The sequence below is a fragment of the Pseudomonas sp. AK181 genome, from assembly GCF_051122975.1.
GTDB lineage: Bacteria > Pseudomonadota > Gammaproteobacteria > Pseudomonadales > Pseudomonadaceae > Aquipseudomonas > Aquipseudomonas lactis.
This window is the reverse complement of the sequence record NZ_CP146348.1, coordinates 4,497,539-4,516,403: the sequence shown is the minus strand read 5'-3', so window position 1 is coordinate 4,516,403 and position 18,865 is coordinate 4,497,539. Positions and strand designations below refer to the sequence as shown.

Below are 18,865 nucleotides of genomic sequence, written 5' to 3'. Positions count from 1 at the left end.
AGTAAAGATTTGCCCGAAACGGCCGATAGCACTGCCATCGAATACCAACACGGTGGCTCAGACCATGTTATCCCTCAGTACACAACTGGCTTCACGCACCCAGATCCAGGCACTGCCCGAAACCAAGAAGGCTGCCGCGACCGATGCTGCTGCGGTTGCGCCGACGGATGAAGCCAAGCCTGCGGTGTCAGTGACCATTTCCGGCGCTGCGATGAAAGCGGCGGCGGCTGAGAAAACCTCAAACAGTGATATCGACGACAGTGGCTTGGCGGACAACGTCAAGAACCTGCTGAAGATGATCCGTGAGATCAAAAAACAGATCGCCGAGAAACAGGCCGAGATGGCTGCGGTAATGGCCGACAGAAATCTCAGCCCTGAACAAGCCCGTGCTCGACTCTCCGGGCTGCAGTCAGCGTTGAGCGCACTGCAAGCCAGCTTGACCAGCGCCCAGGCGTCCCTGACCAAGGCGATGAAAGACATGAGTGCGGGTGATGCAGTCAAGGCCGCCAGCCTGGCCATGAAGTAAACGCTTTTAGATAACCCGCGAAAACCGCTGCCTGTTCTGGTGCTCCAGGTAGACATCGAACACCATGCACACCGAGCGCACCAGCAAGCGCCCTGCTGGCAGTACGCGAATGCCTTGGGCGTTCAGTTCGATCAAGCCATCGTCCGCCATGGTCTGCAACTGCGGCCATAACTCGGCAAAGTAGCCGCGAAAATCGATGTTGTACGTCTGTTCGATCCCCTCGAATGCCAGGCTGAAATTGCAGATCAATTGCTGGATCACGTCCCGGCGCAACCGATCATCCGTGGTGCAGACCAGGCCGCGGCTGGTCGCCAATTGCGCGCCCGCCAAGGCATTCTGATACTGGTTCAGGTCACTGCTGTTCTGGCAATACAGGTCGCCGATCTGGCTGATCGCCGACACCCCCAGCCCAATCAGGTCGCAGTGCCCGTGGGTGGTGTAGCCCTGGAAATTGCGCTGCAGCTTGCCTTCTTCCTGGGCCACCGCCAGTTCGTCGTCCGGCAGGGCAAAGTGGTCCATGCCGATGTAGCGGTAACCGGCCTGGGTCAGTTGTTCGATGGTGGTTTGCAGCATCAGCAGTTTTTCTGCCGGCGAGGGCAGCTCGTCAGTGTTGATCCGCCGTTGGGGCATGAAGCGTTCCGGCAGGTGCGCGTAGTTGAACACCGACAGGCGGTCAGGCTGCAAGCGGATGACTTCTTCCACGGTGCGCGCAAAGTTCAACGGCGACTGCTTGGGCAGGCCGTAGATCAGGTCGATATTGATCGAGCGAAATTGCAAGGTGCGCGCTGCATCGATCACGGCGCGGGTTTCTTCCAGGCTTTGCAGGCGATTGACCGCCCGTTGCACCTCGGGGTCGAGGTCTTGCAGGCCGATGCTCACGCGGTTGAAGCCCAGTTCGCGCAGCAGGCCCATGGTGGCCCAGTCGGCTTCACGCGGGTCGATTTCGATGCCGTAGTCGCCCGAATCGTCCTCCAGCAAATTGAAATGCTGGCGCAGGCATTTCATCACCTGGCGCAGTTCATCGTGGCTGAGAAAGGTTGGCGTACCGCCGCCGAAATGCAGTTGCTCCACGGGCTGCTGCGGGTCGAGGTGGCAGGCCACCAATTGGATTTCCTGCTCCAGGCGCTGCAGGTAGGCCTGGGCGCGGCCACGATCCTTGGTGATCACCTTGTTGCAGGCGCAGTAGTAACAAATGTTGGCGCAGAACGGCACATGCACATACAGCGACAGTGGCCTTACGGCCTTGCGGCTGTCACGCAGGGCGTGGAGCAGGTCGAAGGTGCCGACCTGGCTGTCAAATTGTACGGCGGTGGGGTAGGACGTGTAGCGCGGCCCCGCCAAGTCGTAGCGGTGAATCAGATCTGTGTCCCAACGAATGGCGTCGAGCATGCGGGCGGTCCCCCGGATTGGCTAGTGGGCCGAGTCTAGGGGCAGGGTGGTGCGGGCATCTTGATTTGCATCAACGGGGAGCGGCGCTATGCCACAGGGCCTGTTAATGCCCCATTAGCCAGTGCTGATGGGGGCCGGGCAAGGTCCAGAGACCGAAGATCATCACCAGCACGCCGCCGGCCACCCGCACGCTGCGCTTGCGCAACAACGCGGTCACGCGTTCGGCGGCCAGCCCGGTGGCCAGCAGCACCGGCCAGGTGCCCAGCCCGAACGCCAGCATCAGCAAGGCACTGTCCAGCGCATTGCCCTGGCTCGCGGCCCATAGCAGGGTGCTGTAGACGAGCCCGCACGGCAACCAGCCCCACAGCGCGCCCAGCAGCAAGGCTCGCGGCAGGCTGGACACCGGCAGCAAACGGTTGGCCACCGGCTGCAGATGCCGCCACAGGCCACGCCCCAGGCTCTCGATACGGGTGAGGCCGCTCCACCAGCCGGCCAGGTACAGGCCCATGCAGATCAGCAGCAAGCCGGCGAGCACACGCATGAACATCGCCGCCGGGCTGTTGGCCACCGCCCAGCCGGCCAGGCCGATCAACAAACCGGCGGTGGCATAGCTGAGGATGCGCCCCAGGTTGTACGCCAGCAGTAGGCGAAAGCGGCGGCTGCGTTGTTCCTTGGGGATCGCCAGGGTCAGCGCGCCCATCAGTCCGCCGCACATGCCCAGGCAATGGCCGCCGCCGAGCAGGCCGAGGATCAGCGCCGAGACCAGCAAAGGCGCCAGCTCAAGCATGGGGGGGCTCTTTGGGCGGTTGCTCGGGGCTGTTGGCTTCGTCAATGGCGGCCAGGTGGTTCGGGTCCTGGTCGTCGAACAGCACGCTGTGGGCCGGGCCATCGAGGTCTTCGTATTGGCCGCTGTCCACGGCCCAGAAGAAGATGTAGATGGCCACGCCCACTAACAGCAGTGCCGCCGGAATCATCACATAGAGAGCTGGCATCTGTACTCCATGCCCGCGCGGCTCAGGCCGGCAGCGGGCGGGTTACTGGGGCGGTGCCCGGGGCTTGCGCGCTCGGCAGGCGAGTGAGGCGCAACGCGTTGAGCACCACGGTCAACGAACTGAGGGACATGCCGATCGCCGCCCAGATCGGAGTGATCCAACCCAGGGCGGCAAACGGCAGCATAAGCCCATTGTACAACCCGGCCCACAACAGGTTCTCGATGATCACTCGGCGAGTACGCCGCGCCAGGCTGAAGGCCTGCACCAGCGCATCCAGGCGGTTGGACAACAGCACCGCATCGGCGCTGGTTTTCGCCAGGTCCGTGGCCGAGCCCATCGCCACGCTGATATCAGCGGCGGCCAGCACCGGCACATCATTGACCCCATCGCCCAGCATCAGCACTTTGCGACCTTCCTTGTGCAGGGTTTGCAGCACCTGCAGCTTGTCGTCAGGGCGCAGGCTGCCGTGGGCTTCGTCGATACCCAGCTCAGAGGCGACACTGGCCACCATCGGCGAACTGTCGCCGGAGAGCAGCAGCGTGCGCCAGCCCCGCGCCTTGCAGGCGGCGAGCAAGGCGGGTGCGTCGCTGCGCAGGCGGTCATCCAGTACAAACCAGGCCAGCGCCCCGCTGCGGTCGCCCAGCAGCAGCCATTGCCCGGCTTCGTCCGGTGAGGCGGGAATCGCGCTGCCACTGAGTTCACAGACAAAACCCGGCTGGCCGATGCGCAGCAGACGTTCGCCCACACGACCTTCCAGGCCCAGGCCTGGAGTGCTCAGCACCTCATCGGCGGCCAGCGGCGCACGGCCGAAGGCACGGGCAATCGGGTGTTCGGAGCGATTCTCCAGGGCGGCGGCCAGGCCCAGGCATTGGTCGCTGTCCAGTGCGCCCAGGGGCCGGATGGCGCGCAACGCCAGGCGCCCTTCGGTGAGGGTGCCGGTCTTGTCGAAAATCACTGTATCAATCTGGTTCAAGCCCTCGAGCACATGGCCGCGGGTCAGCAGCAATCCAAGACTGTGCAAGGTGCCGGTGGCGGCGGTGAGCGCGGTGGGCGTGGCCAGAGACAGCGCGCACGGGCAGGTCGCCACCAGCATCGCCAGTACAATCCAGAACGCTCGGGATGGGTCCAACTCCCACCACAGCAGGCCGATCAGCGCGGCGGCGATCAGCGAGCACAACAAGAACCACTGCGCAGCGCGGTCGGCGATTTGCGCCAGGCGCGGCTTCTCGGCCTGGGCGCGCTCCAGCAGGCGTACGATGGCGGACAAGCGGGTGTCATGGCCCAATGCGCGCACTTCGACGGTCAGCGCGCCCTCGACATTCAGCGTGCCGGCCGTGACGCTGTCACCCGTGCGCCGAGGTTGCGGCAGGTACTCGCCGGTCAGCAGGGATTCATCAATGCTGGATTGGCCGTCGAGAATCACCCCATCCGCCGGCAGCACCGCACCGGGATGCACCAGCACCCGATCACCCAGCGCCAATTCGCTAAGCAGGATGCGCTCGCTCTGGCCATCGTCCTTGAGGCGCAGGCAGGAGGCAGGCAACAGGTTGACCAGTTGGGCGGTGGCTGCGGCGGTGCGTTCCCGGGCGCGGCGCTCAAGGTAGCGCCCGGCCAGCAGGAACAGGGCAAACATGCCCACGGCATCGAAATACAACTCGCCTACACCCGTGATCGCGGTCCAGATGCCGGCCAGGTACGCGCCGCCAATCGCCAGGGACACCGAGACGTCCATGGTCAAGTGGCGCGTGCGCAAGTCACGCAGGGCGCCTTTGAAGAAGGGTGCGCAGCTGTAGAACACGATGGGCGTGGTCAGAAACATCGCCACCCAGCGCAGGATGATGTGCAGCTCCGGGCTCAGGTCGATATTGAATTCCGGCCAGGTGGCCATGGTTGCCATCATGGCCTGGAACCACAGCAAGCCGGCGACCCCCAGCTGTCGCAGGGCCAGGCGATTCTCGCTGGCCAATTGTTCGGCAGCGCGGTCGGCCTGGTAAGGGTGGGCGGCGTAACCGATATGGCGCAGCTCGCTGAGCAGTTGGCTCAACGGCAATTGCCCATCGGCCCAGCGCACGTGCAGGCGGTGGTTGGAGAGGTTCAGTCGCGCTTCGGCCACGGCGGGCAGGCTGCGCAGGTGTTTCTCGATCAACCAGCCGCAGGCGGCGCAACTGATGCCTTCCATCAGCAGGGTGGTTTCGGCCAGGTCGCCTTGATGGCGCACAAAGGGTTTTTGCACATCGGCGCGGTCGTACAGCGCCAGTTCGTCCACCAACTGCACGGGCAGCGCCTCGGGGTTGGCCGAGGCTTCGCTGCGGTGTTGGTAATAGCTTTCCAGCCCGCCGGCCACTATCGCCTCGGCCACGGCCTGGCAGCCCGGGCAGCAGAGTTCGCGGCGTTCGCCGAGGATCTGGGCGGTGAACCGGCTGCCGGAGGGGACGGGTAGGGCGCAGTGGTAGCAGGGGGTGGGTTGGGTCATTGCTCAGTTCCGTAGATCGTTCCCACGCTTTGCGTGGGAATGTTGCCCGTGACGCTCTGCGTCACAAAGCAGACGCAGAGCGTCCAGCAAGGCGTTACCACGCAGAGCGTGGGAACGATCATCGTCTACTTCTTCAGGTCCTCGGCGCCCTGCAACGGTTCGTCACCCAGCAGCAGGTCCTTGTCGTGGCTGACCTCTTCTTCTTCGAACAGGCGCCAGGTGTTGCCGCCTTCCACCCCGAGCAATTCCACGAAGCGGCGACCTTCGACCTTGTCGGTGACCTGCCCGATATAGCGGCCGGGCTCGCTGTCGCTGCGGGTGAGGTTGATCTTGCGATCCTTCTCTGGCTGGGTCGGGGAGATCAGGTTCAGCTCCAGGGTGTTTGGATTGCTGTAGCCAGTCAGTTGCAGCTCGACCTCGCCGGTCAGTTCGTCCAGGTGCAGCTTGCCGCGCAGTTGCAGGGTCTGGGCCAAGCGTTCGCGGTCCAGGGACCGGTTGATGCCTTTGCCGGCCTCGTAGTAGTTGTCGTTGACCAGGTTGTCCGGGTTATTCACCGCGATGGTCACCATGGACAAGGTCAGGGTCACCGAGCAGGCCAGAATCGCGATGATGATCCAGGGCCAGAGGTGCTTGTACCAAGGGCTGGCGGCAGTAGTTGCAGGCATGCGTGTGTTCCCTGTTAACGGACTTGTGGGCCGATGAATCGGCTCTTGGCTTCAATATGGACGCTGGTGTCATCGGCGTCTTCGAGGATGAAGGTCACCTCGTTGGTGCTCGACGGCAACTGCTCCGGCGCACTCGACAACTCCACTGGCATGCTGACGATATCGCCCGCGGCCACTTTGATTTCGCGACGGCCTTGCAGCTTGAGGTCTGGCAGGCCAGCGGCGTCGAGCACGTAGGTGTGGTCGCGCTGGTCTTTGTTCATGATCTTCAGGCTGTAGACGTTTTCGATGCGTCCTTCGGCGTTTTCACGGTACAGCACGCGGTCCTTGCTGACGTCGAAACCCACCAGCGAGCGCATGAAGAAGGCGGCCACCAACAGGCTGATCATCGCCAGCAACACTAGGGCGTAACCGATCAGGCGCGGGCGCAGCTTATGGGTTTTCTGCCCCGACAGGTTGTGTTCGGTGGTGTAGCTGATCAGTCCGCGTGGGTACTCCATCTTGTCCATGATGTTGTCGCAGGCATCGATACAGGCGGCGCAACCGATGCATTCGATTTGCAGCCCGTCGCGGATGTCGATACCGGTAGGGCACACCTGCACACACATCGTGCAATCGATGCAGTCGCCCAGGCCCTGGGCCTTGTAGTCGGTACCCTTTTTACGCGGCCCACGCACTTCGCCACGGCGCGGGTCGTAGGACACGATCAAGGTGTCCTTGTCGAACATCACGCTCTGGAAGCGCGCGTAGGGGCACATGTAGATGCACACCTGTTCGCGCAGCCAGCCGGCGTTCCCATAGGTGGCGAGGGTGAAGAAACCCACCCAGAAATACGACCAGCCATCGGCCTGGCCAGTGAAGAAATCGAATACCAGTTCGCGGATCGGCGAGAAGTAGCCGACAAAGGTAATGCCGGTGGCAAAGCCAATCAGCAGCCACAGGCTGTGCTTGCTGAACTTGCGCAGGAACTTGTTGGCGCTCATCGGCGCCTTGTCGAGCTTGATGCGCTGGTTGCGGTCGCCTTCGGTGACCTTTTCACACCACATAAAGATCCACGTCCACACGCTTTGCGGGCAGGTATAGCCGCACCACACGCGCCCGGCGTACACGGTGATAAAGAACAGGCCAAATGCCGCCACAATGAGAATGCCCGACAGCAGGATGAAATCCTGGGGCCAGAACGTTGCACCAAAAATAAAGAATTTACGCTCCGGCAGATTCCACCATACCGCCTGGTGACCGCCCCAGTTCAGCCACACGGTGCCGAAGTACAACAGGAACAGAGCGGCACCGCCGACCATGCGCAAATTGCGGAACAAGCCAGTGAAGGCGCGGGTGTAGATCTTCTCTCTCGAAGCGTAGAGGTCGACGGTTTTGGCAGGCGGGGTAACGTTATGTACCGGTATCTGGTCGCTCATCATTGCATCCCACGGCGGTGGAGATTTGCCTCGGCCAGTACGTGCCAGCCGGGGTCAAATTAAGGGTGTTGCAGTGGCCTAATGATACGCCCCCGATGGTGTGCAAAGGGTGCGACCTTTGGTCGCGTTGGGGGAAGTCAATTGATGGTGTACATGATCTGGATCAATTGACTTGGCAAGTATGGACGGTTTTTGCCGGTAAGCCGGTCATTCGTCCCATGGATTGAGCAGTGGCACGCCACTCGATTTGAAGTCGCTGACGTTGCGCGTGACTACGGTGAGTCCGTGAACCAGCGCGGTTGCGGCAATCAATGCATCGCTTTCGTTGGCCCGGTCGGGTACATGCAAGTGCGCGCAACGCAACGCGACTGCTGCATCGACGGGCAGGATTCTGGCATCGAAGGCGGGCATTACATGACGCTTGAGCCAGGTTCTCAACACCTTCCCCTGAACCGGGTCTCGCCGTTCAATTCGCAGGACTCCGGTTTCCAGTTCCTTCAGCGTGATCGCCGAAATAAACATGCGCGGCGCTACTACGCTTTTTGCCCAAGCCACGACATTTGCATCAGCCTGAGGTTTACGCAGTTCAGAGATCACATTTGTGTCGAGTAGATACATCAAGAAAAGTCCACGGGTCGATGAATGATCACGGCACGTTCGGTTTCGAAGTCGATATCGGCCGCTTCCGGCATCACCAACAGGTCGACAATGTCGGCGTTCAGACCTGTCAGCTTCTGGTACTCCTCAATGCTTAGCAGTACATGGGCAGGCTTGCCGCGATCAGTGATAAAAACCGGCCCTTTGCGGGCGGCTTTTTTGGCACCACTTGTGTCTTGATTGAATTCGCGGCTGGAAATGGTAGTGATGGTCATGGGGTAGGTCCCCCTTCGCTGGATTGAATGTAGTTACGTTACTACTTGACGAGTGCGCGCGGCAAGGTTGAGGTTACGAACGGTAGAGTTGGCTTTGAAAGGTTCGGCGCCAGAACAAAAAAGCCCCGCCAGCATTCGCTGCGCGGGGCTCCATTGTTTCAGAGGTCTTACTGCTCCTCAGCCTTCTTATCCCCATGAGACAAGCTATACACATACGCCGCAAGCAGGTGCACCTTGTCATTCCCTTGCAACTGCTCTTGCGCCGGCATCTGGCCCTGGCGGCCATAGCGGATGGTCTGCTGCAGTTGCGCGAAGCTTGAACCGTAGATGAACGCACCCGGATGCGTCAGGTCGGGCGCGCCCATGGCTGGGGTGCCTTTACCGGCCGGGCCGTGGCAGGCCACGCAGTTGGCGGCGAAGAGTTTCTCACCGTTGGCCACATCGGCCTTGGCGCCTTCCGGCAGTTTGCGGCCGTCGAGGTTGGTCACCACAAAGGCTGCTACGTCGGCCACGCCCTGCTCGCCGATGACTTCGGCCCAGCCTGGCATCACCGCGTGGCGGCCCTTCATGATGGTTTCCTTGATGGTGTTGGGTTCGCCACCCCAGCGCCAGTCGGCGTCGGTCAGGTTGGGGAAGCCGTAGGCGCCCTTGGCGTCGGAGCCGTGGCACACCGAGCAGTTGGAGGCAAACAAGCGGCCGCCCATCTTCAAGGCTTGCGGGTCCTTGGCGACTTCTTCAATCGGCATCGACGCGAACTTGGCGAAGATCGGCCCGAACTTGGCCTCCGACCTGGCCATTTCCTTTTCCCATTCGTGCACGCCGGTCCAGCCGGTCTGGCCGTTGGCGAAAGGGGTTTGCTTGTCGTTGTCGAGGTAGTTGTAGCCCGGCAGCAGGCCCTTCCAGTTGCCCAGGCCAGGGTAGAGCACCAGGTAGCCAAGGGCGAAGACGATGGTGCCGACAAACAGCATGAACCACCACTTGGGCAGCGGGTTGTCGTACTCCTCAATGCCGTCGAACGAGTGGCCGACGGTCTCGTCCGTCTGCTCGGTGCGCTGGCCCTTGCGGGTCGACAGCAGCAGCCAGGTCAGGGCGAAGATGGTACCCAGACTGAGGACTGTGACGTACAGACTCCAGAACGTAGTCATTCTTTGTTACTCCTAGAAGCTTGCTCGACGTGCTTGATGGCTTCGGGGTCATCTGCGAAGGGCAGCATGGTCGCGTCGTCAAACTCCGACTTGCGCCGTGGGCTGAACACCCACAACGCCAGGCCGATAAAGGCCACCATCACCACAACGGTGCCCAGGCCACGAATCATCCCGATATCCATGAAGGTCACCGTTTGCTTTTGATGATGGTGCCAAGGCCTTGCAGGTAGGCCACCAATGCGTCCATTTCGGTCTTGCCCTTCACGGCGGCGGCCGCACCGGCGATGTCTTCGTCGGTGTAGGGCACGCCCAGGGTGCGCAAGACTTCCATCTTCTTGGCGGTGTCCTTGCCGTCGAGCTTGTTTTCCACGAGGAACGGGTACGCCGGCATTTTCGACTCCGGCACCACGTTGCGCGGGTTGTACAGGTGCGCACGCTGCCAGTCATCGGAGTAACGCCCACCCACACGGGCCAGGTCCGGGCCGGTACGCTTGGAACCCCACAGGAACGGGTGGTCCCACACGCTTTCACCGGCAACCGAGTAGTGGCCGTAGCGTTCGGTTTCGGCGCGGAAGGGGCGGATCATCTGCGAGTGGCAGCCCACGCAACCGTTGGCGATGTAGACGTCGCGGCCCTCCAGTTCAAGGGCGGTGCGTGGCTTCATGCCTTCGACCGGCTTGTTGGTCACGTCCTGGAAAAACAGCGGGACGATTTGGGTCAGGCCGCCGATGCTCACGGCGATGACCATGAAGAAGGCCAGCAGGCCGATGTTCTTCTCGACTACTTCATGCTTCATCAGTGAGCTCCCACAACGGCGATCTTGGTGGCGGCTTCGGCTTCAACAGGGTCACTGGCACGCACGGTGCGCCAGACGTTGTAGGCCATCAACAGCATGCCGCTGGCAAAGAACGCACCGCCCAGGGCACGTACGATAAAGCCCGGGTGGCTGGCTTGCAGCGCTTCGACGAAGGAGTAGGTAAGGGTGCCGTCATCGTTGATCGCACGCCACATCAGGCCCTGGGTGATGCCGTTGACCCACATCGAGGCGATGTAGAGCACGGTGCCGATAGTGGCCAGCCAGAAGTGCGCGTTGATCAGCCCGACGCTGTGCATCTGCGCGCGGCCGAACAGTTTGGGGATCATGTGGTACAGCGCGCCAATGGAGATCATCGCTACCCAGCCCAGCGCCCCGGCGTGTACGTGGCCGATGGTCCAGTCGGTGTAGTGGGACAGCGAGTTGACGGTCTTGATCGCCATCATCGGCCCTTCGAAGGTCGACATGCCGTAGAACGCCAGGGAGACCACCAAAAACCGCAGGATCGGATCGGTGCGCAGCTTATGCCAGGCGCCCGAGAGGGTCATCATGCCGTTGATCATGCCGCCCCAGCTTGGCGCCAGCAGGATGATCGACATCGCCATGCCCAGGGACTGTGCCCAATCCGGCAGGGCGGTGTAGTGCAAGTGGTGAGGGCCGGCCCAGATGTACAAGGTGATCAGCGCCCAGAAGTGCACGATGGACAGGCGATACGAGTAGATCGGACGCTCGGCCTGCTTGGGCACGAAGTAGTACATCATCCCCAGGAAACCGGTGGTGAGGAAGAAGCCTACGGCGTTGTGGCCGTACCACCACTGGATCATCGCGTCCGTTGCGCCGGAATAGGCCGAATAGGACTTGAACAGGTTCACCGGCAGGGAGGCGTGGTTGACGATGTGCAGCATCGCCGTGACCACGATAAAGGCGCCGTAGAACCAGTTGCCCACGTAGATGTGCTTGGTCTTGCGCTTGACGATGGTGCCGAAGAACACCAGGCCGTAGGTCACCCACACGATGGCAAGCAAAATGGCGATCGGCCATTCCAGCTCGGCGTATTCCTTGGTGGTGGTGTAGCCCAGGGGCAGGCTGATGATGGCGCCGACGATGACCGCCTGCCAGCCCCAGAAGGTGAAGGCGGCAAGGCCATCGGAGATCAGTCGCGTCTGGCAGGTGCGCTGCACGACATAGTAGGAGGTGGCAAACAGTGCACATCCGCCGAAGGCGAAGATCACCAGGTTGGTGTGCAGCGGGCGCAGGCGGCCGAAAGTCGTCCAGGGTAGGTCGAAATTCAATTGCGGCCAAACCAGTTGCGAGGCGATGAACACCCCGAGCCCCATGCCAAGGATCCCCCAGACCACCGTCATGATGGCGAACTGGCGGACTACCTTATAGTTATAAGCAGTCGGACTGATTGCTGTGCTCATTCTAAGGTTCCACGGTTTAGGTTTTTTTATAGGTAAAATCGGCCGCAAGTATGTAGAAAGCGAGGGGCCATTGCAACGCAATGGCTGACCTGGATCAATGCGTTCCACGCCAGATTCTGCGCCCTTTCCATGTTTGGCGTAGGGACAAAATCAAAAATAGAAAGCTGATCGAGTGGACAGGAAATTTCAGGGGCGCAACGGCTACCGTCGCGTAGGCCAGAAATGGTCCACTGTGGGAACAAGCGTAGACCCGAATAGGAGGAGGGGAAAGGTAGGCTTGGAAGAGGTGCGACACTTGGTCGCGCAAATGAAAACAACACCCGATCCCTGTAGGAGCGAGCTTGCTCGCGAAGAACCTGAGGGCACCACGCTTATCCAGCATAAACGCGGCGCTCTGAAGTTCTTCGCGAGCAAGCTCGCTCCTACAGTGAGACGGGTTGCCGCCCCGGGCCGGGGCAGCGGTTACTCGGTCGCGCTGTCTGGCGTTGCACCTTCAGCGTTATGGGACAAGCTGTACACGTAAGCCGCCAGCAGGTGCACCTTGTCATTGCCTTGCAGCACGTCCTGGGCCGGCATCTGGCCCTGGCGGCCATGGCGGATGGTCTGCTGCAACTGCGCCAGGCTGGTGCCGTAGATAAAGCCTGCTGGCTCGGTCAGGTTGGGCGCGCCCATGGCTTCCACACCGTGGCCTTGCGGGCCGTGGCAGGCCACGCAGGTGGTGTTGAACGCGGCTTGCCCGGCTGCCAGGTCTGCGCTGTTGTCAGCAGGCAATGGCAGCTTGGCCAGGTCGTGGCGCACGTAAGCGGCGACGTTTTTCACCCCGTCTTCTCCCAGCACTTCACCCCAGGCCGGCATCGCCGCGTGGCGACCGTTCAGGATGGTGGCTTTGATGGCCTCAGCCGAACCGCCCCAGCGCCAGTTGTTGTCCGCCAGGTTGGGGAAACCATAGGCGCCCTTGGCGTCCGAGCCGTGGCACACCGCACAGTTGGAGGCGAACAGGCGACCGCCCATCTTCAGTGCTTGCGGGTCCTTGGCGACTTCTTCCACCGGCATGGCCGCGAACTTGGCGAAGATCGGCCCGAACCTGGCGTCGGCCTTGGCCATTTCCTTGTCCCATTCCTTGGTCTGGGTCCAGCCGTCTTCATAGCCCGGCAATACGCCTTTCCAGTTGCCCAGGCCCGGGTAGAGGATCAGATAGCCGACGGCAAACACCAGGGTGCCGGCGAACAGCATGAACCACCACTGGGGCAGCGGGTTGTCGTATTCCTCGATACCGTCGAAGGCGTGGCCCATGGTCTGGTCGACGCTGCCCTTGGTCTCGCCCTTGCGGGTGCCGACCAACAGCCAGGTCAGGCCGATGAGGCTGCCCAGGGTCAATACGCAGATCCATGTACTCCAGAACGTAGTCATGGCCGAGTGCTCCTTGTGGCTGGCTCTGCTTGAGCGTCGGGTGGGGAAGGTTCATCGGCAAACGGCAGCAGGCGCGCCTGCTCGAATTCCGCGTTGCGGCGGTTGTTGAATACCCACAGCGACAGGCCGATAAAGGCGATGGCGACCACCAGCGTGCCCAGGCCGCGGATGGTGCCCGCATCGAATTCAAATCCCATGGCTCACCTCTTGCTCTTGATGGCAGTGCCGAGCACTTGCAGGTAGGAAACCAGCGCGTCCATCTCGGTCTTGCCCTTGAGGCTGGCGACCGCGCCATTGATGTCGTCGTCGGTGTATGGCACGCCGAGGGTGCGCATCACCTTCAGCTTGGTCTCGGTGTGGCTGCTGTCGACGGCGGCGGTGACCAGCCAGGGGTAGGCTGGCATTTTCGACTCCGGCACCACGTTGCGCGGGTTGTACAAGTGCGCGCGGTGCCAGTCGTCCGAGTAGCGTGCGCCGACGCGGGCCAGGTCCGGGCCGGTACGTTTGGAGCCCCACAGGAACGGGTGGTCCCACACGCTTTCGCCAGCCACCGAATAGTGGCCGTAGCGCTCGGTCTCGGCGCGGAACGGGCGGATCATCTGCGAGTGGCACTGTACGCAGCCTTCGCGGATGTAGATGTCGCGGCCTTCCAGTTGCAGCGCGGTGTAGGGCTTCATGCCTTCGACCGGCTTGTTGGTCACGTCCTGGAAGAACAGCGGGACGATCTGGGTCAGGCCACCGATGCTCACGGCGAGCACCATCAGCAGCATCAACAGGCCGACGTTCTTTTCAATCGTTTCGTGTTTCATCATCGACTCCTCAGGCCATCTGCGCGGCAGCGGTGACGTCGGCAGGTTGCGCCGAACGCACGGTGCGCCATGTGTTGTAAGCCATCAGGAACATGCCGCTGAGGAAGATCGCACCGCCCACCAGACGCACGATGAAGCCTGGGTGGCTGGCCACCAGGGTTTCGACGAAGGAGTAGGTGAGGGTGCCGTCTTCGTTGACCGCACGCCACATCAGGCCCTGGGCGATGCCGTTGACCCACATCGAGGCGATGTAGAGCACGGTGCCGATGGTAGCCAGCCAGAAGTGCGCATTGATCAGGCCGAGGCTGTACATCTGCTCGCGACCGAAGATTTTCGGGATCATGTGGTACAGCGCGCCGATGGAGATCATCGCCACCCAGCCCAACGCGCCGGCGTGTACGTGGCCGATGGTCCAGTCGGTGTAGTGGGAGAGGGCGTTGACGGTCTTGATCGCCATCATCGGGCCTTCGAAGGTCGACATGCCGTAGAACGCCAGGGAGACCACCAAAAAGCGCAGGATCGGGTCGCTGCGCAGCTTATGCCAGGCGCCCGAGAGGGTCATCATGCCGTTGATCATGCCGCCCCAACTCGGTGCCAGCAGCACCAGCGACATCACCATGCCCAGGGACTGTGCCCAGTCCGGCAGGGCGGTGTAGTGCAAGTGGTGCGGGCCGGCCCAGATGTACAGGGTGATCAGCGCCCAGAAGTGCACGATCGACAAGCGATACGAATACACCGGGCGTTCGGCCTGCTTGGGCACGAAGTAGTACATCATGCCGAGGAAGCCTGCAGTGAGGAAAAAGCCTACTGCGTTATGCCCATACCACCACTGCACCATGGCATCCGTCGCACCGCCGTACAGCGAGTAGGACTTGGTCAGGCTGACCGGGATTTCCAGGTTATTGACGATATGCAAAATGGCCACGGTGATGATGAACGCACCGAAGAACCAGTTGCCCACATAGATGTGCTTGGTCTTGCGTTTCATGATCGTGCCGAAGAACACAATGGCGTAGGCGACCCAGACGATGGTGATCAGGATGTCGATCGGCCATTCCAGTTCGGCGTATTCCTTGGAGCTGGTGTAGCCCAGTGGCAGGCTGATCGCGGCCAGCAGGATCACAAGCTGCCAGCCCCAGAAGCAGAACGCGGCGACTTTCGGCGCGAACAGCTGCGTCTGGCAGGTGCGTTGCACCGAGTAAAAGGAGCTGGCGAACAGCGCACAGCCACCGAACGCGAAGATCACCGCGTTGGTGTGCAAAGGGCGCAGGCGGCCGAAGCTGGTCCAAGGCAAATCGAAGTTGAGCGCAGGCCAAACCAATTGGGCGGCGAGAAAAACCCCGAGCCCCATGCCGACGATGCCCCACACCACCGTCATAATGGCGAATTGGCGGACCACCTTGTAGTTATAGGCGGTACTTAAAGTAGTGTTCATGGTTCCCCATCCACGGTTCAACCCAAGCAAGTGCGGCACTTGGGCTGGAGTTATAGGCAGACTAAAAAGCGAGGCAAGCATGGGCAAAGAGCACAAGGCCAGTATTGACGGGGATCAATGGGCGCAGTGTGTACGGGAACATGGCTGGTTGTGGGATGTCGCCACGGGCACGACGTCGGGTGAGCCGGTCACGCTGATCCTGGCCCACGGCGCTGGCGCTCCGATGGACTCGGCGTTCATGAACGACATGGCTGCACGCCTTGCCGCGCATGGCGTGAACGTGTTGCGCTTCGAGTTCCCGTACATGGCCCAGCGCCGTGTGGACGGCGGTAAGCGCCCACCGAATCCGGCGCCGAAACTGCTCGAGGCGTGGCGTGAGGTGTATGCCCAGGTGCGACGTCATGTCGCTGGGAAACTGGCGATTAGCGGCAAGTCCATGGGCGGGCGCATGGCCAGTTTGTTGGCCGATGAATTGGGCGCCGATGGGTTGGTGTGCCTGGGCTATCCGTTTTATGCGGTGGGCAAGCCAGAGAAACCCCGGGTGGAGCATTTGGCTGCGCTGAAGACGCCGACGTTGATAGTGCAGGGCGAGCGCGATGCCTTGGGCAATCGGGCGGCGGTAGAAGGTTATGACTTGTCAGAGAGTATCGAGGTGATGTGGCTCGTGGCGGGGGATCATGACCTGAAGCCGTTGAAGGCTTCGGGGTTCAGTCATGAGCAGCACTTGGAGGCGGCGGCGGTGCAGGTGGCTGAGTTTCTCAGGACCTGTTGATCGTTCCCGCGCTCCGCGTGGGAATGCAGCCCAGGACGCTCTGCGTCCCCCTCTAAAGTTGTGACGCAGAGCGTCACAGGAGGCATTCCCACGCAGAGCGTGGGAACGAGCCCGTTCAGCGGTTGAAGCGCTCTACCAGCGAATACTGGGTATTGGCGGTATGCGTCAGCTCTTCACTCAACTGCGCCGAGTTCATCGCCTGCTCCGAGGTCTGGTCCGCCAACAGCGCAATGGTGCTGATGTTGCGGCTGATCTCCTCGGCCACCGCGCTTTGCTCTTCGGTAGCAGCAGCAATCTGGGTGGTCATGTCGGTGATATTGGCCACCGCCTCACTGATGCCCACCAAGGCCTGGTCCGCTTCCATCACCCGCGCGACACCTTCTTCAGCCTGGCGGTGCCCGGCGTCCATGGTTTGCACGGCCGCAGCCGCGGTGTGTTGCAGCTTGGCGATCAGGGTATGGATCTGCCCGGTGGATTCGGCCGTACGCTGTGCCAGTTGGCGCACTTCATCGGCGACCACCGCAAAACCACGGCCCATTTCACCGGCCCGCGCGGCTTCGATGGCGGCGTTGAGTGCCAGCAGGTTGGTCTGGTCAGCGATGCCTTTGATCACATCAACCACGCCGCCGATTTCGTCGCTGTCCTTGGCCAGTTGCGTGACGGTCACGCCAGTCTCCCCAACGGCTGCCGAAAGACGCTGAATCGCCTCGCGGGTTTCCCCGGCGATATCGCGGCCGCGCCCGGTCAGGCGGTTGGCTTCCTGGGTGGCATCGGCGGTGCGTTGCACGTGGCTGGCCACTTCCTGGGTGGTCGCCGCCATCTGGTTCACCGCAGTGGCCACCTGTTCGGTTTCCACGCGCTGGCGTTCCAGGCCGCTGGAGCTGTTGTGCGCCAGGGTGTTGGACTGCGCGGCCTGGTCGTTGAGGTGCTCGGCGGTGTCTTGCAGGCGGGTAAGACAGGTCTTCAGACGCGCTTCCTGGCTGAGGATCGACATTTCCAGGCGCGCTTGTGCGCCACGGCTGTCGGTGTACATCTGCGCGATCAACGGGTCGGACGTGGTCTGTTCGGCCAGGCGCAGCAAACGCTTGAGGCCGCGCTGCTGCCAGCTCAGGCCCAGCAGGCCCAGCGGCACCGACAGCGCCGCTGCCAGGGCAAAACCCCATTGGGAGGTGAGGGTGGCGCCGATCATGAAGCTCAGCTGGCTGACCAGGATAAACGGCAGCCAGTCCTGCAGCACCGGCAGCCACTTGTCCCGCTGGGGAACGGCCGACTTGCCCTGGTTGATGCGTTGATAGAGCGCTTCGGCCCGGCGGATCTGCTCGGCGGTGGGCTTGATACGCACCGATTCGTAGCCGATCACCTGGTTGCCATCGAAGACCGGCGTCACATAGGCGTTCACCCAATAGTGGTCACCAGTCTTGCAGCGATTCTTGACAATGCCCATCCATGGCAAGCCTTGTTTGAGCGTGGACCACATATGCGCGAACACGGCCGGCGGCACATCCGGGTGACGCACCAGGTTGTGTGGGGCGCGGATCAGTTCTTCACGGGTGAACCCACTGATTTCGACAAAGGCGTCGTTGCAGTAGGTAATCACACCCTTGGCATCTGTGGTGGAGATCAACCGTTGCTGAGCGGGGAAGGTACGTTCGCGCTGGGTAACGGGTTGGTTATTACGCATGATTGTTCAATCCGCAAGGCTTTCAGGGGGTATCGGCCATGCGGGGCATTTATTTAACTTATTTTTGCAACAATCCTGGGAACGGCGTTGCCCCCTGTAGGAGCGAGCTTGCTCGCGAAGCACTCAAGGGCAACGCGTTCATTCAGGATGCCCGCGTTAGCGTTGAAGTCCTTCGCGAGCAAGCTCGCTCCTACAGTGAGGAAGGCTTAGCCGGCGAGCATCGGGTAGGTGAAAAGGCCGAAGTGCAGCAGATTCAAGCCAAAATGCGTGGCAATCGCCGCGCCCAAACCACCAAAGCGATAGGCCAGGCCGTAACCCACGCCGGCAATACCCGCCAGCAGCATCCACTGCCAACCCGCAGCAAAATGCACCAGGCCGAATAACAGTGAGGCCAGCAGCAGCGCGAGGTTCTCACCATAGGGCAGGTGTTTGAAGCGTCGGCTCAGGCCGCCCTGGATATACCCGCGAAACAGCGCTTCTTCGACCAGTGTCACCAGCAGCAGGTTATTCAATACCCACAGCCACGCTTCGTCCGGCCACTTGGGCGCCCAACTGATCATCCCTAGCAGCGCTGCGCCACCCAGGGCGGCGATGGCGGCCAGGGTCAGGGCCACGGCCGTGACGCAGATCGACAGGCGCAATGAGCGTCGCGCCACAATCCACGGGCAGGCCAGTAACAGCCAGAAGCCGATCAGCGGTTTGTCCTGGTTCAGGTACATCGAGAAGGGCACTGAGTCCGGAGTAAAACGCTGGGGCGCAATACCGCGACCGTTATAGAACCCCGGCAGCCAGTGCATCGCCAGGCCCAGGGCCAGGACGATAAACAAACCGTGGCCCAGGTAGCGTGCCCAAGGGTTGCGTTGTTGGCGTACGGCATACCCGGCCACCAGCAGCAGTGCGATGGAGACCGCCGCCAGTACGCCCAGTTGGCCGTAGATCAAGGCCACGACATAGCCAATGGAAAGTAGGGTGAGGTACAGCCAGGGCAAAGCAATCATGTGAAATCCTTCGAAAAATCCGGGCGGCATTATAGCGAGTGG

Annotated in this window: 20 protein-coding genes; 2 read left to right on the top strand and 18 right to left on the bottom strand. The window is 61.7% G+C overall.

All coding sequences use genetic code 11. The annotated features are described in order from the left end of the window. Window positions 1–64: 64 nt before the first annotated feature. Entirely contained in the window at window positions 65–526 is a 462-nt protein-coding gene (locus V8689_RS20605) for a hypothetical protein (protein WP_003193188.1), read from the top strand. A gap of 6 nt (window positions 527–532) precedes the next feature. On the opposite strand, the gene hemN is transcribed toward V8689_RS20605, so the two are convergent. The 16 genes from hemN to ccoN (V8689_RS20525) all read right to left on the bottom strand — a co-directional run bounded on the left by hemN (window position 533) and on the right by ccoN (V8689_RS20525) (window position 15,372). Continuing rightward, complete coding sequence (gene hemN / locus V8689_RS20600) at window positions 533–1,915, bottom strand: oxygen-independent coproporphyrinogen III oxidase (RefSeq protein ID WP_056786641.1); 1,383 nt, start codon at window positions 1,913–1,915, stop codon at window positions 533–535. Window positions 1,916–2,018: 103 nt separating this feature from the next. Continuing rightward, on the bottom strand, window positions 2,019–2,702 hold the full coding sequence (locus V8689_RS20595; protein ID WP_032895833.1) for a sulfite exporter TauE/SafE family protein: 684 nt from the start codon (window positions 2,700–2,702) through the stop codon (window positions 2,019–2,021). Beyond that, on the bottom strand, window positions 2,695–2,907 hold the full coding sequence (gene ccoS, locus V8689_RS20590) for a cbb3-type cytochrome oxidase assembly protein CcoS (protein ID WP_003193184.1): 213 nt from the start codon (window positions 2,905–2,907) through the stop codon (window positions 2,695–2,697). The genes V8689_RS20595 and ccoS overlap by 8 nt, the downstream gene beginning before the upstream one ends. A 22-nt stretch (window positions 2,908–2,929) precedes the next feature. Continuing rightward, on the bottom strand, window positions 2,930–5,380 hold the full coding sequence (locus V8689_RS20585) for a heavy metal translocating P-type ATPase (protein WP_056786639.1): 2,451 nt from the start codon (window positions 5,378–5,380) through the stop codon (window positions 2,930–2,932). Between the two features lie 125 nt (window positions 5,381–5,505). After that, window positions 5,506–6,045, bottom strand: coding sequence for a FixH family protein (locus tag V8689_RS20580; RefSeq protein WP_014719446.1), 540 nt, complete (start codon window positions 6,043–6,045; stop codon window positions 5,506–5,508). Between the two features lie 14 nt (window positions 6,046–6,059). Next, window positions 6,060–7,463 (bottom strand): cytochrome c oxidase accessory protein CcoG, encoded by a 1,404-nt coding sequence (gene ccoG, locus V8689_RS20575; protein WP_032900812.1) that lies wholly within the window; start codon window positions 7,461–7,463, stop codon window positions 6,060–6,062. Window positions 7,464–7,670: 207 nt separating this feature from the next. Next, a complete protein-coding gene (locus V8689_RS20570; RefSeq protein ID WP_032895837.1) occupies window positions 7,671–8,081 on the bottom strand; it encodes a type II toxin-antitoxin system VapC family toxin in 411 nt (136 codons plus the stop codon). Then, a complete protein-coding gene (locus V8689_RS20565) occupies window positions 8,081–8,335 on the bottom strand; it encodes a type II toxin-antitoxin system Phd/YefM family antitoxin (protein WP_003193175.1) in 255 nt (84 codons plus the stop codon). Before V8689_RS20565 ends, V8689_RS20570 begins: the two co-directional genes overlap by 1 nt. Window positions 8,336–8,502: 167 nt before the next feature. After that, on the bottom strand, window positions 8,503–9,480 hold the full coding sequence (gene ccoP, locus V8689_RS20560) for a cytochrome-c oxidase, cbb3-type subunit III (RefSeq protein ID WP_003193173.1): 978 nt from the start codon (window positions 9,478–9,480) through the stop codon (window positions 8,503–8,505). Beyond that, window positions 9,477–9,662, bottom strand: a complete 186-nt coding sequence (locus V8689_RS20555) for a CcoQ/FixQ family Cbb3-type cytochrome c oxidase assembly chaperone (RefSeq protein WP_003193169.1) — start codon at window positions 9,660–9,662, stop codon at window positions 9,477–9,479. The genes ccoP (V8689_RS20560) and V8689_RS20555 overlap by 4 nt, the downstream gene beginning before the upstream one ends. A 5-nt stretch (window positions 9,663–9,667) precedes the next feature. Beyond that, window positions 9,668–10,276, bottom strand: a complete 609-nt coding sequence (gene ccoO, locus V8689_RS20550; protein ID WP_003193167.1) for a cytochrome-c oxidase, cbb3-type subunit II — start codon at window positions 10,274–10,276, stop codon at window positions 9,668–9,670. After that, a complete protein-coding gene (ccoN, locus tag V8689_RS20545) occupies window positions 10,276–11,718 on the bottom strand; it encodes a cytochrome-c oxidase, cbb3-type subunit I (RefSeq protein ID WP_003193164.1) in 1,443 nt (480 codons plus the stop codon). Before ccoN (V8689_RS20545) ends, ccoO (V8689_RS20550) begins: the two co-directional genes overlap by 1 nt. A gap of 462 nt (window positions 11,719–12,180) precedes the next feature. Beyond that, window positions 12,181–13,128 (bottom strand): cytochrome-c oxidase, cbb3-type subunit III, encoded by a 948-nt coding sequence (gene ccoP / locus V8689_RS20540; RefSeq protein ID WP_003193162.1) that lies wholly within the window; start codon window positions 13,126–13,128, stop codon window positions 12,181–12,183. Further along, window positions 13,125–13,325 carry a cbb3-type cytochrome oxidase subunit 3 gene (locus V8689_RS20535; protein WP_003193161.1) on the bottom strand — a complete coding sequence of 67 codons (201 nt, stop codon included), beginning with the start codon at window positions 13,323–13,325 and terminating at the stop codon, window positions 13,125–13,127. The genes ccoP (V8689_RS20540) and V8689_RS20535 overlap by 4 nt, the downstream gene beginning before the upstream one ends. 3 nt (window positions 13,326–13,328) lie before the next feature. Next, a complete protein-coding gene (gene ccoO, locus V8689_RS20530; RefSeq protein ID WP_003193159.1) occupies window positions 13,329–13,937 on the bottom strand; it encodes a cytochrome-c oxidase, cbb3-type subunit II in 609 nt (202 codons plus the stop codon). 10 nt (window positions 13,938–13,947) lie between these two features. After that, entirely contained in the window at window positions 13,948–15,372 is a 1,425-nt protein-coding gene (gene ccoN / locus V8689_RS20525) for a cytochrome-c oxidase, cbb3-type subunit I (RefSeq protein WP_056786634.1), read from the bottom strand. A gap of 79 nt (window positions 15,373–15,451) precedes the next feature. Between ccoN (V8689_RS20525) and V8689_RS20520 the strand changes: the two genes are divergently transcribed. Further along, a complete protein-coding gene (locus tag V8689_RS20520) occupies window positions 15,452–16,144 on the top strand; it encodes an alpha/beta family hydrolase (protein ID WP_056786631.1) in 693 nt (230 codons plus the stop codon). A 115-nt stretch (window positions 16,145–16,259) separates the two neighbouring features. On the opposite strand, the gene V8689_RS20515 is transcribed toward V8689_RS20520, so the two are convergent. Beyond that, complete coding sequence (locus V8689_RS20515) at window positions 16,260–17,825, bottom strand: methyl-accepting chemotaxis protein (protein ID WP_056786629.1); 1,566 nt, start codon at window positions 17,823–17,825, stop codon at window positions 16,260–16,262. Between the two features lie 206 nt (window positions 17,826–18,031). After that, a complete protein-coding gene (locus tag V8689_RS20510; RefSeq protein WP_056786626.1) occupies window positions 18,032–18,823 on the bottom strand; it encodes a CPBP family intramembrane glutamic endopeptidase in 792 nt (263 codons plus the stop codon). Between the last annotated feature and the right edge of the window lie 42 nt (window positions 18,824–18,865).

What these genes read in the sequence shown, in the direction of transcription:
- V8689_RS20595 (WP_032895833.1), bottom strand. Translation starts at nt 2,702, where the DNA reads ATGCTTGAGCTGGCGCCTTTGCTGGTCTCGGCGCTGATCCTCGGCCTG.
- hemN (WP_056786641.1), bottom strand. Translation starts at nt 1,915, where the DNA reads ATGCTCGACGCCATTCGTTGGGACACAGATCTGATTCACCGCTACGAC.
- ccoP (WP_003193162.1), bottom strand. Translation starts at nt 13,128, where the DNA reads ATGACTACGTTCTGGAGTACATGGATCTGCGTATTGACCCTGGGCAGC.
- ccoN (WP_003193164.1), bottom strand. Translation starts at nt 11,718, where the DNA reads ATGAGCACAGCAATCAGTCCGACTGCTTATAACTATAAGGTAGTCCGC.
- ccoG (WP_032900812.1), bottom strand. Translation starts at nt 7,463, where the DNA reads ATGAGCGACCAGATACCGGTACATAACGTTACCCCGCCTGCCAAAACC.
- ccoP (WP_003193173.1), bottom strand. Translation starts at nt 9,480, where the DNA reads ATGACTACGTTCTGGAGTCTGTACGTCACAGTCCTCAGTCTGGGTACC.
- ccoO (WP_003193159.1), bottom strand. Translation starts at nt 13,937, where the DNA reads ATGAAACACGAAACGATTGAAAAGAACGTCGGCCTGTTGATGCTGCTG.
- V8689_RS20555 (WP_003193169.1), bottom strand. Translation starts at nt 9,662, where the DNA reads ATGGATATCGGGATGATTCGTGGCCTGGGCACCGTTGTGGTGATGGTG.
- V8689_RS20510 (WP_056786626.1), bottom strand. Translation starts at nt 18,823, where the DNA reads ATGATTGCTTTGCCCTGGCTGTACCTCACCCTACTTTCCATTGGCTAT.
- V8689_RS20585 (WP_056786639.1), bottom strand. Translation starts at nt 5,380, where the DNA reads ATGACCCAACCCACCCCCTGCTACCACTGCGCCCTACCCGTCCCCTCC.
- V8689_RS20520 (WP_056786631.1), top strand. Translation starts at nt 15,452, where the DNA reads ATGGGCAAAGAGCACAAGGCCAGTATTGACGGGGATCAATGGGCGCAG.
- V8689_RS20605 (WP_003193188.1), top strand. Translation starts at nt 65, where the DNA reads ATGTTATCCCTCAGTACACAACTGGCTTCACGCACCCAGATCCAGGCA.
- ccoS (WP_003193184.1), bottom strand. Translation starts at nt 2,907, where the DNA reads ATGCCAGCTCTCTATGTGATGATTCCGGCGGCACTGCTGTTAGTGGGC.
- V8689_RS20535 (WP_003193161.1), bottom strand. Translation starts at nt 13,325, where the DNA reads ATGGGATTTGAATTCGATGCGGGCACCATCCGCGGCCTGGGCACGCTG.
- V8689_RS20515 (WP_056786629.1), bottom strand. Translation starts at nt 17,825, where the DNA reads ATGCGTAATAACCAACCCGTTACCCAGCGCGAACGTACCTTCCCCGCT.
- ccoO (WP_003193167.1), bottom strand. Translation starts at nt 10,276, where the DNA reads ATGAAGCATGAAGTAGTCGAGAAGAACATCGGCCTGCTGGCCTTCTTC.
- ccoN (WP_056786634.1), bottom strand. Translation starts at nt 15,372, where the DNA reads ATGAACACTACTTTAAGTACCGCCTATAACTACAAGGTGGTCCGCCAA.
- V8689_RS20565 (WP_003193175.1), bottom strand. Translation starts at nt 8,335, where the DNA reads ATGACCATCACTACCATTTCCAGCCGCGAATTCAATCAAGACACAAGT.
- V8689_RS20570 (WP_032895837.1), bottom strand. Translation starts at nt 8,081, where the DNA reads ATGTATCTACTCGACACAAATGTGATCTCTGAACTGCGTAAACCTCAG.
- V8689_RS20580 (WP_014719446.1), bottom strand. Translation starts at nt 6,045, where the DNA reads ATGCCTGCAACTACTGCCGCCAGCCCTTGGTACAAGCACCTCTGGCCC.